Raw genomic sequence first — 15182 nt, forward strand, 5'->3', positions numbered from 1 at the left:
GGCAGCGGGGCCGGCCGGACTGCCGGGACATCCCGGACTCCCGGACTCCCGGACTCCCGGACTGCCGGACTGCCGGACTGCCGGACTGCCGGCAGCGGGCGGGGGACGGGGGACGGCGAACAGGGGCGGAGTGACAGATGACAGCGAACAGATAACAGATTTCGAAATCTGTTATCTGTCATCTGTTCGCCGTCCGTCGTCGCCCGTCAGGCGCCCCTCCACCCGTCCGCCGCCACCCGTCCGCCGCCACTCGCCCGCGACCACCCCAGCGAGGACCTCCACGCCATGCGGCTCTACCTGCTCGCCCTCAATCCCACCGACTCGGTCACCGCCGGTTTCCTGCCCGCCGCCGCCCGGCTCGGGCTCGACGTGACCGTGCTCACCGACTGCGCCGAGCCCCACCGGCGGGCCTACTCCTCTCTGCCGTTCGCCGCCCCCGAGGTGCTGGAGTGCGACGTCCGGGACTTCCGCGCCGTGGTCAGCCTGGTCTCCCGCCACCACGCGCCGGACGCGGTGTTCAGCAACAGCGATCACCTCCAGACCCAAACGGCCCTCGCCGCCCAGTACTTCGGCCTCCCGGCCAAGGACTGGAAGGCCGCACTGCGGGCCAAGGACAAGGGCCAGCTGCGCCGCCACCTCGCCCTCACCGGCCAGGACACCGTCTGGTCCGCCGAGCTGGACCCCGGCCAGGACCCGGCCGAGCTGGACCCGCCGTTCCCGTGCGTCGTCAAGCCGCGCGAGGGAGTCGCCAGCGAGGACGTCACGCTCGTCGCCGACGCCGCCGAACTCGCCCTGCGCTGCAAGGAGATCCAGCACCGCAGGACCGGCGCCACGCTGGTCGTCGAAGAGTTCCTGGACGGACGCCTCTGCACCCTGGAGACGCTCGGCGACGGCCGCACCCGCCACGCCCTCGGCGGCTTCCGCACCCGGCTCTCACCTCCCCCGGACTTCATCGAGGAGGTCCTGGAGTTCGTCCCCGCCCACCCCGCGGCCGTCGTCGCCCAGGTCCTCGCCCAGCTCGACGCACTCGGCGTCGGACTCGGCGCCTGCCACACCGAGTTCGTCGTCCAGCCGGACGGCCGCGCCCGGATCATCGAGGTCAACTACCGTGCCATCGGCGACCAGTGCGACCTCATGCTCGCCGAGATCCTCGGGATCCCGCTCTTCGAGCACATCCTGAGCGTCCACCTCGGTCGCGAACTCCCCTCCGACCTCGCGGATCTGTGCGCCGCGACCCCGCGCCGCGCCCGCAACGAGGTGGTCTGCGCCGACCGCGCCGGCGTCCTCACCACCGCCCCCGCCCCGTACGACGAGGAGCGCGACGGCGTCCGGCTCGCCTACCGCCCGTTGCGCCCGCTCGGCGAGCGCCACGAGCACTACCGCACCAACCGCGACTACCTGGGCGTCATCTGGGCCATCGGCGAGGACCAGGGCGCCGTCGACGCCGCCGTCGCCCGTTTCCTCGCCGCCAACCGCTGGGAGATCACCCCGTGACCGCCGCCGAGCAGCTCACCCTTCGCGTGCTCTCCGCCCTCGTCCGCGAGGACGTCCTCGGCCTCCGCACCCGCGGCACGATCGAACACCGGGCGGACGGCTCGTGGCTCGTCCTCGCCGACGCCGCGCTCGCCGTACCCGTCGCCCCCGAGGGCTTCCAGTCCGAGTACGCGGCGCGCCTACCCCTCGTGGACCTCGCCGGTCGCCAACTCACCGACCTGGACGCCATCGTGGCGAACCTCACCGAGCTGGCCGACCCCGAGGACCGGCCCGGCTGGACGGCTCTCGCCGAGGAGTGCCGCCAGACCCTCATCACCATGGAACTGCACGAGCAGGTCCGACCCGAGGTGCACGCGCGGCTCACCGACCTCTACGGCGCCGACCCGGCCGCCTGGAACGGCGCCGCCGCGAGCCTCGGCCACGACACCCTCGCCGCCTACCTCGACCACCCGGTCTACCCGACCGCCCGCGGCCGAGCCGGTCTCGGCGAGGCCGAACTGCGCGCCTTCGCACCGGAGTTCCACCCAGCCTTCGAGCTGCGCTGGCTGGCCGTGCCCACCGACGCCGTCACCGCCCACGGCGCCGCGCCGCTCCCCAGCTGGTGGCCCACCCCGGCCTGGCTCGGCCTCGGCGACGCCTGCCCCGGCGACGGCTGGACCACCCTGCCCGTGCACCCGCTCACCGTCGGCGCCCCGCTCGACGAGGCGCTCGCGGCCACCGGCCTGGCCGACCGCGCGATCCTCGCCGACCGCCCGTACCTGACCGTCGTGCCCACGCTCTCCATGCGCACCGTCGCCGTCGCCGACGACCCCGCCTGCCACCTCAAGCTCCCGCTCGCCACCGCCAGCCTGGGCCGGCTCAACCGCCGCACCATCAAGCCCGGCACCCTGGTCGACGGCGCCGCCGGACAGCGCCTGATCGAGGCCGTGCTGGCCCGCGAACCGCGCTTCACGGGCCGGATCCTGCACGCCGACGAGCAGACCTACGCCCACGCCGGGCACGAACTGCTCGCCGTGCTGCTGCGCCGCTACCCGGCCGGGCTCGACCAGGCCGTCACGGTCCCGCTCGCCTCGCTGCTGGCTCCCGCGCCCGGCGGCCGGCTCGTCATCGACCACCTCGCCGACCGCTTCTACGGCGGCGATCCGGTCGCCCTCTACGACGACCTGCTGGAGCTGCTGTTCGACTGGCAGACCACGCTGTTCGGCTACGGCATCGCGCTGGAGTCGCACCAGCAGAACACCTCCCTCATCCTCGATCAGGGCGGCCTGCGCCTCCTCTACAAGGACGACGACGGCCCGCGTGTCCACACCGGCCGCCTGACGGCCAAGCTCGGCGAACTCGCTCCCGGCGCCGAGGAGTTCGACGACGCACGGATCTTCGGCGAGGACGACCGGGCGCTGACCGACCTGTTCACCACCATCACCGGCCACCTCTGCACCGCCTCCCTCGCCTTCGGCCTCGCCGACCACGGCCGCGCCGAACTCGGGGACACGCTCGCCCTGTTGCGCAAACGCCTCGCCGAGGCCGTCGACCGCCTCGGACCTGTGGGCGCGCCGCTGCGCACGAGCCTGCTGGACGCCGAACGGCTGCCGGTCAAGGCCATGGTCACCGCAGGCACCCTGCTCACCAAGCAGCGCTCGGGCGCCGCCGACATCAACAAGCACTACACGAGCGGCCCCAACTACCTCCTGGTGAACGGCCTCCCGCGATGACCGCGGACGTGGAGGCACTGCCGCAGCGGAGGCCCGTCGAGGCCGACCGCTCCGACGGGCTCGGCCGCCGTCAGGTGCACGCCGTCGCGGCCTGCTACTTCGTCGCCTCCTTCGCCGCGCTCGGCCTGCCGCCCTACCTGACCGCGATCCTGCCCACGCTCGGCGACGCGCAGGCCCGGTGGGCCGGCGTGCTCTACATCGTGCCGACCGTGTTCAGCGCACTCGGCGCCCCGCTGTGGGGCCGACTGGCCGACCGGTTCGGCCGCAAGCGTCTGCTGCTGCGCGCCCAACTCGGGCTCACCGTCTCGTTCCTGCTCGCCGGTGCGGCCGACAGCCTGCCCGCGTTCACCGCCGCGCTCGTCCTCCAGGGCTTCCTCGGCGGCACCTTCGCGGCCACCAACGGCTACCTCGCCGCCGCGCTCGACGGCCCCCGGCTCTCCCGGGCGCTCACCCTGATGCAGGGCAGCGCGCGAGCGGCACTCGTGGCCGCCCCGATCCTGGTCGGCGCGCTGTCCCCGTGGATCGACCCGCACCGCCAGTACCTGGTGATGGCCGTACTCCCGCTCGCAGCGGCCCTGTTGCTGTTGCGGCTGCCCGAGCCCAAGGCCGCCCGCCGGGCCGAGGTGGTCACCACCGACGCCCCGGCGAGCGAGACCTCGGCCGGACACAGCGCGCCGGTCTCCCTCCGGCCGCTCTACGCCTTCGAGTTCACCTTCGTCTTCGCCACCGTCATTTCCTTCCCCTACCTGATCACGCTGGCCCAGCAACGTCTGCCGGGCGTCTCGGGCATCACCACCGGCGTGCTCTTCGCCCTGCCGCACCTGTGCTACCTGGTGTTCGCGGCCCACACCCACACCCTTTTCCACGCCCGTCCGCACACCGGGATCGCGCTCGGCTTCGCCTGTGTGACCGTCGGCCTCGCCGGACACGCCGTCGCCTACTCACTGCCGTTGTTCGTCGCCGTGCGGCTCCTGCTCGGCGCCGGGCTCACACTCGGCCTGGTCAGCCTCGCCGTCCTGGCCGCCGGAGCCGCCAAGGGCCGCCAGCCCGGCCGGATGTTCGGCACCCTCGAACTCGTCTCCAAGGGCGGCGCAGTCGCCGCCGGCGCCGTCGCCGCGCTGGCCAACGACCGTTTCGGCGCCGCCGCTCCCGTGGTCGCCGGCACCGCCGCCGCCCTGCTCGCCGCCCTCGCGGCCACCGCACTCACCGTCCCGTCCGCCCGCCAGCGCTGGAGTCGCCGATGACCCACGAACTGCCCACCGCCGACGACGCGGTGGCCCACACCCTGCTCAACTGCCTGCTGCGCGAGGTCTCCGCCCCCGAGCACCAGACCGCCGTCACCGACAACCGCCTCCAGATCCGCCTCCCCCGCCGCGGCGTCCTCCTGCGGGCCGCCCTGCGCCGAACCTCCCTGCTCGGCGCGCACCGCTTCAACGGCCCCGTCGAGATCGAACGCTCCGGCGGCTGGGAAGAGTTGGACTGGCGCGAGCTCGCCGAACACGTCCAGGGCGAACTCGAACTGCGCACCGGCACGGTGAACGAGGAGTTCACCGACCAGGTCGCCTCCAGCCACGAAGGCGTGCACACGGGCCTGGCGGACAGGCCGGCCGCTGGACGGGACCGCTACCTCGACTCCGAGCAGGCCCTGCTGTTCGGGCACCGCTTCCACCCGGCGCCCAAGTCCCGCTCGGCCGCCCGGGGCGACTGGCGCGACTACGCCCCGGAGTCGCGCGCGGCGTTCCGGCTGCGCCACCTGGCCGTCCGCGAGGAACTGCTGGCCGGACACTCGCTCGACGCCGCCTCGACCGCCCTGCTCGACGGGCTCGGCGAGGTGCCGGCCGGGTACCGCCTGCTGCCCGCCCACCCGTGGCAGTACCAACTCATCGGCGATCACCCGCTGCTGCGCGGGGCCCTGGCCAGCGGCGACGTGCTCGACCTCGGCCCGCGCGGCGAGGAGTTCGCCGCCACCGCCTCGGTGCGCACCCTCTACGGCGCGGACGCGTTCCTCAAGTTCAGTCTCAACGTCCGGATCACCAACTGCCTGCGCAAGAACGCCGCGTACGAGCTGACCGGCGCGGTCACGCTCACCCAGGTGCTCGCCCCCGCGCTCGCCGACCTCGCCCGGCGCTTCCCCGACGCCGCGATGCTGCGCGAACCCGCCTACCGCACGCTGGCGTTGCCCGGGGCGGACGGCCGGCCGGACCAGTCGCTGTTCGAGGGCTTCGGACTCATCGTCCGCGAGGGCCTCGGCGGCGTGCTGCGGCCCGGCGTCACGCCGCTGCTCGCGGCGGCCGTCGCCGACGAACACCCGACGAGCTCCGCGCACATCTCCCGTCTGCTGGACGGCAGTTCGGACGGACGCGAGGCCATCGACTGGTGGCGCGCCTATCTGCGACTGCTCATCCCGCCGGTACTGGCCGCCTACTTCGACCACAGCGTCGTCCTCGAACCGCACCTGCAGAACGTCCTCATCGGCGTCGACGCCGCCGGTCACCCGACCCAGGTGCTCTTCCGCGACCTGGAGGGCACCAAGCTCGTCCCCGAGCAGAACGCCGCCCTGCTCGCGGCACTGCCGCCCGAGGTCGCCGGACCGATGACGTACGACGCCGAACGCGGCTGGGACCGGGTCGTCTACTGCCTCCTGGTCAACCACGTCGCCGAACTGCTCGCCGCGCTCGCCGACCGCCGCCCGGAGCTGGAGGGCGCCCTCTGGCAGACGGTCCGGGACACCCTGGAGGAGTACGCGGCCGCCCACGGCCGCCCGCCGCGCCTGCGCGCGCTCCTCGCCGGCGTCCCGCTGCCCGCCAAGGCCAACCTGCTGACCCGCTGGGAGCGCAAGGCCGACCGCGAGGCCGGATACGTCCGACTGCCGTCGCCGCTCGCCGGGTCCGTACTCGCGGAGGCCGCCCGGATGCCCCTCACCGTCCCCGTTGGGAGCGCCCGATGACCGAGTCCGTCCGTCGGCACGTCGCCGAACTCGGCCCCGACGAACTGCCCGCCTACGTCTACGACCTGGCCGCGCTGCGCGACCACGCCGCTGCCGTGCGGGCCGCGCTGCCGGAGCGGGTCGAGCTGTACTACGCCGCCAAGGCCAACCCGGAGGCTCCGGTACTGGTCGCGCTGCGCGAGGCCGTCGACGGCTACGAGGTGTCCAGCGGAGGTGAGTTGACGCACGTGGGGGCAGCCGTGCCCGGCGCTCCCCTCGCCTTCGGCGGGCCCGGAAAGACCCCCGCCGAAATCGTGGCCGCGGTCGACGCGGGCGTACACCGCTGGCACGTCGAGAGCGAGCAGGAGCTCCACCGCCTGGCCGCCGTCCTCGCGGACCGGCCCGGCACGGTGGTCGACGTGCTGCTACGCGTCAACCTCCCGGTCGGGACGGCCACGTTGGACGCCGTGGCGCTCGCGATGGGCGGACGGCCGACACCGTTCGGACTCGACCCGGACCGCGCCGAGGAATGCGTCCGCCTCCTCACCGGCGACGGCCCGATCGGACGGCGGCTGCGGCTGCGCGGGGTGCACGCCCACCTCGCCAGCGGTCTGGCCGCAGCGGACCAACTCGCCCTGGCGGAAGGGATCGTGGAATGGTCGGCCGCTCTGGCCGAGCGGCACGGCTTCCCGCTGGAGGAGGTCAACGTCGGCGGCGGCATGGCCGTCGACTACGACGATCCGGGCCACCGCTTCGACTGGACCGCCTTCGGCGAAGGGCTCGCCAAGCTGCTCGACGCCCACCCCGGGCTGACCCTGCGGATCGAGCCCGGCCGCGCGCTCACGGCGTACTGCGGCTGGTACGCGACCGAGGTGCTGGACGTGAAGGCCAGCCACGGCGAGGACTTCGCGGTCGTCCGCGGCGGCACCCACCACCTGCGGACCCCGGCCACGCGCGGACACTCGCAGCCGTTCGAGGTCCTGGCGGTGGAGGCGTGGCCGCACCCGTGGCCGCGTCCCGCGGTGAAGACCGGCCGGGCCACGCTGGCCGGCCAGCTCTGCACCCCGAAGGACGTCCTCTCGCGTGCCGCCGAGGGCGCCGACGGCCTGCGGTCGGCGGACCGGGTGCTGTTCGCGATGGCGGGCGCGTACGCGTGGAACATCTCGCACCACGAGTTCCTGATGCACCCCCACCCGGGCTTCCACTACCTGGGCGACTGACCGACGCCGTGAGGCCTCCCGGTGCCCCGGACCGACGCGCCGCACCGGGGCGCCGGCGGATGACAACCGACGGCGAACAGATGACAGCTGACAGATAACAGATTTTGAAATCTGTTATCTGTCAGCTGTCAGTCGTCACCCCCGCAGGTCACCCCCGCACGGTCGTGCGAAAGTGGTAACCAGCGAAGGGAGCGCGGACGTGCTGATGGACAAGGTGGCGGAGATTCTCGCCGAGGCTTCGGCCGAGGCGGTGGAGCCGCGTTTCCGCGCGCTTGCGGCCGGCGAGGTGATGGAGAAGGCTCCCGGCGAGATCGTGACGGTCGCCGACCGCGAGGCCGAGGCGATCATCGAACGGCGGCTGCGCGAGCTCCTGCCCGTCCCCGTGGTCGGCGAGGAGGCCGTCGCCGCCGACCCCTCGCTCGCCCACGCCCTGCACTCCGAGCCCGCCGTCTGGCTGGTGGACCCCGTCGACGGCACCTCCAACTTCGTCGCGGGCCGCCCCGACTACGCCGTCATGTGTTCCCTCGTCCGCAGCGGCCGGACCGTCGCCTCCTGGATCTGGCAGCCGTCCACCGCCACCGCCTACCGCGCCGAACTGGGCGCCGGCGCCTGGCGCGACGACGCCCGCCTCACCCGCGCACCGGCCCCCCACGACCCCGCCAAGCTGCGCGGCATCGTGAAGAGCCGTTTCCTCGACCCCGACCACCGCCGCCGCCTCGAAGCCAACGCCGCCGCCTTCGGCGAGCTCTCCCCCGGCCGCAACGCCGCCGGCATCGAGTACCCCGACGTCGCCGACGGCCACACCGACTTCGTCTTCTACTGGCGCACGCTCCCCTGGGACCACGCCCCCGGCGGCCTGCTCCTCGCCGAGGCCGGCGGCGTCGCCGCCCGCATGGACGGCAGCACCTACCGCCCCGAGGCCCCCGGCTGCGAGGACGGCCTGCTGGTCGCCGCCGACCCGGAGACCTGGGAGCTGGCCCGCGGCATCCTCATGGCCGACTGAGCCCCTCCACGGCCTCTCCCTCCTCCCCCTCCGACAGCCGCCGAGGACGGCCGGCAGGCCGCCGGAGGCCGGTCACCGCACGACCGCTCACGACACGACCGGTCACCACACGACCGGAAGCCGCTCCGGCAGCCGCTTGATGAACCCCGGCCGCCACGCCAACTGCTCGGCCGGAAGGGCGAGCCGCAGGGCGGGCAGGCGCTCGACGAGCGCCGTGATCGCGATCTCGGCGTGCGTGCGGCCGAGTGCCGAGGCCGGGCAGAAGTGGCGCCCCGCCCCGAACGCGAGGTGCGGGTTGCTCGTCCGGCCGAAGTCGATCCGCTCCGGGTCGGGGAAGACCGCCGGGTCGTAGTTGGCACCCTCGACCAGGACGAGTACCAACTCGCCGGCCCTCACCATCACGTCGCCCACCTGAACGTCTTCGAGCGCGAGACGCGGCAGGGCATCGCCGATCGACAGGTTGACCCGCAGCAGCTCGTCCACCGCGGCTCCGATCAGCGCGGGCTCGGCCCGCAGCCGGTCGGCGAGTTCGGGCTGCTCGCACAGGTAGACGATCGCGTTGAGCAGGAAGGACGACGTCGAGACGGCACCCGCGCCGAACAGCGACAGCGCGACGGTGGCGAGCAGTTCGTCGCTGACACGGTCCGACACGTCCGGGGAGCGGCGCAGTTCGGCGAACCGTCCGAGCAGGCCCTCCGTCGGCTCCGGGTCCGCGTTGAGCTGCCCGACCATGTAGCCGAGGTCCTTGTACCAGTTGGGAGTCGCGCCCGCGAACGGCGTCGGGCTGGTGATGAAGGCGACGTCGATGCCGGCCATCAGCCGCCGCCAGTCGTCGGTGGGGATGCCGAGGAGGCGGCAGTGCAGGGCCGCGGAGTAGGGCTCGGTGAAGCCGTCCCGGAGTTCGCCGGGGGCGCCCTGGGCGACGAGCCCGTCGATCAGCCGGTGGGCCTCGGCCCTGAGCCAGCCGTCGAGTTCGCGGTCGGCGCGCGGGGAGAGCGTCTTCATGACGGCGTTGCGCAGCCCGGCGCTGTTGATGTTGCCCATGTTGTTGACGACCTCGGGCGGGATGGTCAGCGCGTACTGGCGCGGGACGCCGGGGTTGGCGGTGTCCTTGAGACTGAACCGCTCGTCCTCCAGCACCTGCTTGGCGAGCGCGTGACTGCTGACCAGCCAGGCGGGATCGCCGGTCAGGGTACGGACCTTGGCGATCGGCCGCTCCTCGCGCAGTACGGCCACCTCCGCCGGGAGGACGTCCCCCCGGCGCGGGAGCGGGAACTCGGCGTACGGGCACGTGCCGCCCTGCGGTGCGCCGTTCGACGTGGCGGGCTCGGTGGTCACCGGGTCGGTGACGGTCATGGGTGTGGCTCCTCGGAGAGATGGTTCGAGCGGCTTGGGATCGGTCAGGCGGCGCGTGCGGGCAGCGCGGGCTCGGCGTCGAGCGAGGCACTGGGCACGACATCGGACCCGATGTCGGACCCGATCTCGGACGGGACCTCGGACGGGGCCGCGGACGCGGTGCCGGTCCGCGTCGCGGCCGGGCGGATCACCGCGTAGCCCTGGCCGGGCACGGCGCGCAGGCCCTCGTCCCGGCCGAACAGGACGGGGGTGAGCGGGAGTTGCATGTGGTAGCAGGTGACGGACGAGGGCACCCCCAGCAGGGCCGGGGTGTCCAGGAAGAACGGCAGCTCGGCGGCGATGTACTGGATTCCGGCGGCGAGTTGGGGCTCGCTGGGCGCGAGGCCCTCGTCCAGTCGGGCCGCCAGGAAACCGCGGGCCATGCCCTCGGCGGCGTCGCGGAAGACCCGGTCGGTGTGGAGGGCCTCGACGATCTGCCCGTGCAGCCGCCGGTACACGGGGTCGCCGGCGAAGGAGGAGAGGGCGTGCACCCGGACGTCGTCCCGGCGCCCGGCCTCCTCGACCCCGCGCTCGATCCGCCGAGCCGTCGCCTTGACCTCCTTCAGGGCGCGGCGGCCGGCGTGTTCGGGGGTGTAGCCGAAGGACTCGAACTGGGCGCTGACGTGCAGGTCGGCGTAGACGATGTCGGTCCGCTCGAAGAACTGACGCCCCCACCCGAGGAGTTCGGTGATCCGGCGGTGGCTGAAATAGCTGTTGCCCGGGCTGACGCCGATGAGCAGGTGTTCTCCGCGGCGCCAGATCTCACGGCACCGGGATGAGTACGGCAGCGCCTCGTACGGGGCCGGGAATCCGGCCGGGCACCCACCGGCTCCGGCGGTTATCGGGGCTTCGTCCAGGAGGGATTCACGCATGCCTTGCCTCCGCTTCACAGCGATCGTCACAGGACCGTCTTCAGGGGGAATTACCGCGATTCACAGAAGTGCACGGCGGGTAGGCGGAGTTCACCCCTAGGTGCGGGTGGACCCGTCGCAGTGGAGGATGCGCGCCTGGTCAGGCGGCCTGACCCGAGATGCCGTGTGCGCATGGTGGGGCGGCGACCACCCGAAGTTACCGCCGCCGTTCGGGATCTCCGCAAGCCCTGCACAGGGGTTGGCGAAATGTGATCAGCGGTCGGCCGAAATCAGCCTGTACAGCCATCCGGAGTGTGTCCACGAAGATATGGCGGAGGCGGGCGAATATCGCCCGGACAGCCTCTCACACCAGTGTGCCTTCCTCCAACGCGGCGACGGGAAAAGGGATTTGTTTTGGAATCGCCGCCCCCTCGGCCCCACCGCGCCGGCCGACTCGGCCGGCCCGGAGCGCCCGCCCTAGCCGGCCCGTTCCCCGGCCACCTTGCGGCCCGCCTTGACCACCTCGCGCAACAGGGCGCCGACCTCCCCCGGCGTGGTGTGCGGGTTGAGGAGCGTCAGTTTCAGCCGGACCCTCCCGGGGCCCTCCCCTGGCAGTTCGGTGCGGCCGACCACGGCCCGTCCGGTGCGCAGCAGCAACCGGCGTAGCTGCCCGTTGAGTTCGTCGACCGCCTCGCCGTCCGTGAGGCCGCGCGGGCGGAAGCGGAACAGGACGGTCGTGAGGACGGGCTCGCCGTGGAGTTCCAGGGACGGTTCGGCGCGGACGACCTCGGCGGCGGTGCGGGCGAGGTCGTGGCAGGCGTCGACGAGCCGGCCGAGCCCGTCCCGGCCGAGGGTGCGCAGCGTGACGGCGATCTTGAAGGCGTCGGCGCGGCGGGTGGTGCGCAGCGAGCGGCCGAGGAGGCTGGGGTAGCCGGCGTGTTCGTCGTCGACGGGGTTGAGGTACTCGGCGCGGCGGGCGAGGGAGACGTAGGTCTCGGCGCGGCGGACCAGGAAGACGCCGGCGGCGGCGGGTTGCCAGCCGAGCTTGTGCCAGTCGAGGGAGACGGAGTCGGCTCGGGCGATGCCGTCGAGGAGCGGGGCGAGGCGGTCGGAGAGGAGGGCGCCGCCGCCGTACGCGGCGTCGACGTGCAGCCAGGAGCCGTAGCGTGCGGCGAGGTCGGCTGCGGCGTGCAGCGGGTCGATCGCGCCGGTGTCGGTGGTGCCGGCGGTCGCGACGACGGCGATCGGGGTGTGTCCGGCCCAGGCGGTCTCGGCCAGGGCGCGTTCCAGCGCTTCGGGCTCCATGCGAAGTTGGCGGTCGACGGGGACGGCGACGACGGACCGCTCGCCGAGGCCGAGCAGGGCGGCGGCGCGCTGGACGGAGAAGTGGGCGGCCTGGGAGGCGATGATGCGCGGGCTGGCGCCGGCCGGGATGCCGTCCAACTCGACGATGCCGTCGAGGCGTTGGTCGCGGGCCAGCATGAGGCCCATGAGGTTGGACTCGGTGCCGCCGGAGGTGAGGACGCCCGCGGCGCGGGCGGGGTCGTAGCCGACGAGGGCGGCGAGTTCGGCGAGGATCGCGGTTTCGACGGCGGTGGCGGCGGGGGCCTGGTCCCAGGAGTCCTGGGAGGGGTTGAGGGCGCTGACGGCGAGGTCGGCGGCGGCCGCGACGGCGAGTGGCGGGCAGTGCAGGTGGGCGGCGCAGGCGGGGTCGGCCGGGTCGGCGGCGCCGTAGGCGAGGAGTTCGGTGAGGCGGGCGAGGGCGCCGCGGCCGTGGGCGCCGGAGAGGCCGTCGGCGACGAGGGCGGTGAGCTCGGCGGGGCTTCCGGCGGGGAGCGGTCCGGCGCGCAGGCCGGTGCCGGCGTCGAGGGCGTCGAGAACGGTGGCGAGCAGGGGGCCGAGCGCGCCCGGTCCGCCGGCGCCGCCCGCGAGGGCGTCCAACGGGGAGGCCGCGTCGGGGAGTTCGTGGTCGGGCTCGCGGCCGGAGTCGCCGTCGCGCCGAGACCCGCGCCCGCGCTCGGGCTCGGGCTCGTAGCCGCTCTCGTCCCCCGGTTCCCGGTCGTGCGCGGGCCCGGAGCCGGCCCCCGCGCCGGTCACCTGCCCTCCCGTACGCTCTCGGCGCCCCGGGCCGCCACCGCATCGTCCCGGCACGACGCCGACGATCCCGCCGACCCGCCCACACCCGCCGATCCCGCCGATCCCGCCGATCCCGCCGATCCCGCCGCAGCGGACGAGGGCGCCGAACTCGTCGAACTCACCGAGCTCACCGAACTCACCGAGGCGATCGCGTCGGCGAGCCGGTCGAACACGGCGGCAGCCTGTTCGTCCGTGATGGTGAGCGGCGGGAGCAGCCGCAGGACGGCGTCGTGGCGCCCGCCGAGTTCGACGATCAGGCCGCGTTCCAGGCAGGCCTCGCGGACCCGGACGGCGAACGCCGGGTCGGCCGGGCGCGCGCCGCACGAGTCGGGCTCGGCCGCGGCGTCGACGAGTTCGACGCCGAGCATCAGGCCGCGCCCGCGGACGTCGCCGATGGCGGGCAGTTCGGTGGCGAGGTCGCGCAGCCGCGACGTCAGTCGGTCGCCGACGACGGCGGCGCGCTCGGCGAGGCCGTGGGCGGCGACGTACCGCAGGGTGGCGGCACCGGCGGCCATGGCGAGGGTGTTGCCGCGGAAGGTGCCGGTGTGGGCGCCGGGCCGCCAGCCGTCGTAGTCCTCGCGGTAGACGACGACGGCGAGCGGGAGGCTGCCGCCGATGGCCTTGGAGAGCACCATGGCGTCCGGGACGACGCCGCTGTGCTCCACGGCCCACATCCGCCCGGTGCGGCCGACGCCGGTCTGCACTTCGTCGACGATCAGCGGGATGCCGCGCTCGGCGGTGATGCGGCGCATCGCGCGCAGCCAGCCGTCGGGGGCGGGCACGGCGCCGCCCTCGCCCTGGACGGCTTCCAGGACCATGGCGGCGGGGGTGGTGACGCCGCCGGACGGGTCGTCCAGCAGCCGTTCGACGTAGGTGGCGGAGAGGTCGGCGCCCGCGTCGCCGCCGACACCGAACGGGCAGCGGTAGCCGTACGGATAGGGCAGCCGGACGACGTCCCCGCCGCTCGGCAGGGGCTCCTTGACGGCGGTGTTGCCGGTGAGGGCGAGGGCGCCGGCGGTCATGCCGTGGTAGGCGCCGGTGAAGGCGAGGGCACCGGAGCGGCCGGTGGCGGTCTGCATCAGCTTGAGCGCGGCCTCGACGGCGTCCGTCCCGGCCGGACCGCAGAAGTGCACCCGGGCGCGGGCGGCGAACTCCGGGGGCAGGCTCTCGAACAGGGCCGTGGTGAAGTCGTCCTTCTCGGCGGTGGCGAGGTCGAGCAGGTGCAGCGGCGCGCCGCTGTCGAGGGTGCGGCGGATCGCCTCCAGCACCACCGGGTGGTTGTGCCCGAGGGCGAGCGTCCCGGCGCCGGAGAGGCAATCGAGGTAGCGCCGCCCGTCCGCGCCCTCGACGGTCATGCCGTTCGCCCGGACGGGGACGATCGGGAACGAGCGGGCGTACGTCCGGGCGGAGGACTCGCGGACGCGCTGGCGGCGCAGGACGGCCTCGCCGGGCGCCTGGGCGGGAATGGCGGCGAGCGACAAGACATACCCCCAGGAGAAGTTAGGTAAGCCTAACTTTATCGCCCCTGACCTGGCCGGACGCCCCGGGGCGCCCGGAACCACCCAACCGGGTGAACCTCCCCGCCCTCCCCAACGAGCACCCGGGCGAGCGGTCACGGCCGCACGGCGGATTTCTTTTCCGGGGCGTTGCGCCGCTTTCTTTTCCGGGGCGTTGCGCCGCCGACTCCCGGCCGGCTCTCGGGGGCCCCCGCACGCCAGGTCCTCCGGGGCGTCACGCGCGGCGCCCGGCCGACCCGTCCCCCGCCTTCCAGCGGTAGCAGAGCTCCGGCCGCCCGACGCTCCCGTACTGCGGCTCGCGCACGGCGAGCCCGATGTCGACGAGGTGTTCGAGGTACCGGCGCGCGGTGATCCGCGAGACCCCGGCGGCGGCGCCCGCGGCGGCGGCCGACAGCCCGGTCGCGGCCTCGCGCAGCACGCCCGCGACGGTGTCGAGGGTCGGCGCGCTGAGGCCCTTGGGCAGGGCGGTCCGCTCGGGCGTCCGGAGCAGGGCGAGCGCCTGGTCGACCTCGTCCTGGCCGGTCGCCTCGCCGGTGCGGCCGAGGCTGTCCCGGTAGCGGGCGTAGCGTTCGAGGCGGTCGTGCAGGGCGGCGGCGCTGAACGGTTTCAGCAGGTACTGGACGACCCCCGCCGAGACCGCCTGCCGGACCATGGCGAGGTCGCGGGCCGAGGTCACCGCGATGATGTCGGTGGTGTGGCCGGCGGCGCGCAGCGTGCGGCAGAGCTGGAGGCCGTGGCCGTCCGGCAGGTAGAGGTCGAGCAGGGTGAGGCCGACGGGGGTCCCGGCGGCGCGGGCGCGCTCCAGGAAGCGCAGCGCGTCGGCGCAGCTGTGGACCGTGCCGACGGCGCGGAAGCCGGGCTCGCGCTCGACGTAGAGGGTGTGCGCGGCGGCGGCGACGGGGTCGTCCTCGACGATCAGCACCGGGAT

Annotated in this window: 11 protein-coding genes; 6 read left to right on the top strand and 5 right to left on the bottom strand. The window is 74.1% G+C overall.

Annotated features, from left to right (window positions below; genetic code table 11):
• The first annotated feature begins 285 nt into the window (after positions 1-285).
• From ACFV4F_RS00680 to ACFV4F_RS00705, 6 genes are all read left to right on the top strand, one after another.
• Complete coding sequence (locus ACFV4F_RS00680) at positions 286-1494, top strand: acetyl-CoA carboxylase biotin carboxylase subunit family protein (RefSeq protein WP_380499901.1); 1209 nt, start codon at positions 286-288, stop codon at positions 1492-1494.
• Positions 1491-3206, top strand: coding sequence for an IucA/IucC family protein (locus ACFV4F_RS00685; RefSeq protein WP_380499902.1), 1716 nt, complete (start codon positions 1491-1493; stop codon positions 3204-3206). The genes ACFV4F_RS00680 and ACFV4F_RS00685 overlap by 4 nt, the downstream gene beginning before the upstream one ends.
• A complete protein-coding gene (locus tag ACFV4F_RS00690) occupies positions 3203-4450 on the top strand; it encodes an MFS transporter (protein WP_380499903.1) in 1248 nt (415 codons plus the stop codon). The genes ACFV4F_RS00685 and ACFV4F_RS00690 overlap by 4 nt, the downstream gene beginning before the upstream one ends.
• Positions 4447-6153 (top strand): IucA/IucC family protein, encoded by a 1707-nt coding sequence (locus ACFV4F_RS00695; RefSeq protein WP_380499904.1) that lies wholly within the window; start codon positions 4447-4449, stop codon positions 6151-6153. Before ACFV4F_RS00690 ends, ACFV4F_RS00695 begins: the two co-directional genes overlap by 4 nt.
• A complete protein-coding gene (locus ACFV4F_RS00700) occupies positions 6150-7352 on the top strand; it encodes a type III PLP-dependent enzyme (protein ID WP_380499906.1) in 1203 nt (400 codons plus the stop codon). Before ACFV4F_RS00695 ends, ACFV4F_RS00700 begins: the two co-directional genes overlap by 4 nt.
• 205 nt (positions 7353-7557) lie before the next feature.
• A complete protein-coding gene (locus ACFV4F_RS00705) occupies positions 7558-8355 on the top strand; it encodes an inositol monophosphatase family protein (protein ID WP_380437347.1) in 798 nt (265 codons plus the stop codon).
• A 102-nt stretch (positions 8356-8457) separates the two neighbouring features.
• On the opposite strand, the gene ACFV4F_RS00710 is transcribed toward ACFV4F_RS00705, so the two are convergent.
• The 5 genes from ACFV4F_RS00710 to ACFV4F_RS00730 form a co-directional block, all read right to left on the bottom strand.
• Positions 8458-9711: a cytochrome P450 gene (locus ACFV4F_RS00710; protein WP_380499907.1), complete on the bottom strand. Its 1254-nt coding sequence runs from the start codon at positions 9709-9711 to the stop codon at positions 8458-8460.
• A gap of 44 nt (positions 9712-9755) precedes the next feature.
• Entirely contained in the window at positions 9756-10622 is an 867-nt protein-coding gene (locus ACFV4F_RS00715) for a tRNA-dependent cyclodipeptide synthase (protein ID WP_380499908.1), read from the bottom strand.
• A 456-nt stretch (positions 10623-11078) separates the two neighbouring features.
• Positions 11079-12542 carry a pyridoxal phosphate-dependent decarboxylase family protein gene (locus tag ACFV4F_RS00720; RefSeq protein ID WP_380437349.1) on the bottom strand — a complete coding sequence of 488 codons (1464 nt, stop codon included), beginning with the start codon at positions 12540-12542 and terminating at the stop codon, positions 11079-11081.
• A gap of 152 nt (positions 12543-12694) precedes the next feature.
• A complete protein-coding gene (locus ACFV4F_RS00725) occupies positions 12695-14218 on the bottom strand; it encodes a diaminobutyrate--2-oxoglutarate transaminase family protein (RefSeq protein WP_380499909.1) in 1524 nt (507 codons plus the stop codon).
• 250 nt (positions 14219-14468) lie between these two features.
• Positions 14469-15182 carry a response regulator gene (locus ACFV4F_RS00730; protein ID WP_380490092.1) on the bottom strand — a complete coding sequence of 238 codons (714 nt, stop codon included), beginning with the start codon at positions 15180-15182 and terminating at the stop codon, positions 14469-14471.

Source organism: Kitasatospora sp. NPDC059722, assembly GCF_042733235.1.
GTDB lineage: Bacteria > Actinomycetota > Actinomycetes > Streptomycetales > Streptomycetaceae > Kitasatospora.

Coding starts and splice junctions, on each gene's coding strand:
- ACFV4F_RS00680 (WP_380499901.1), top strand. CDS start 286: ATGCGGCTCTACCTGCTCGCCCTCAATCCCACCGACTCGGTCACCGCC.
- ACFV4F_RS00690 (WP_380499903.1), top strand. CDS start 3,203: ATGACCGCGGACGTGGAGGCACTGCCGCAGCGGAGGCCCGTCGAGGCC.
- ACFV4F_RS00695 (WP_380499904.1), top strand. CDS start 4,447: ATGACCCACGAACTGCCCACCGCCGACGACGCGGTGGCCCACACCCTG.
- ACFV4F_RS00700 (WP_380499906.1), top strand. CDS start 6,150: ATGACCGAGTCCGTCCGTCGGCACGTCGCCGAACTCGGCCCCGACGAA.
- ACFV4F_RS00705 (WP_380437347.1), top strand. CDS start 7,558: ATGGACAAGGTGGCGGAGATTCTCGCCGAGGCTTCGGCCGAGGCGGTG.
- ACFV4F_RS00710 (WP_380499907.1), bottom strand. CDS start 9,711: ATGACCGTCACCGACCCGGTGACCACCGAGCCCGCCACGTCGAACGGC.
- ACFV4F_RS00715 (WP_380499908.1), bottom strand. CDS start 10,622: ATGCGTGAATCCCTCCTGGACGAAGCCCCGATAACCGCCGGAGCCGGT.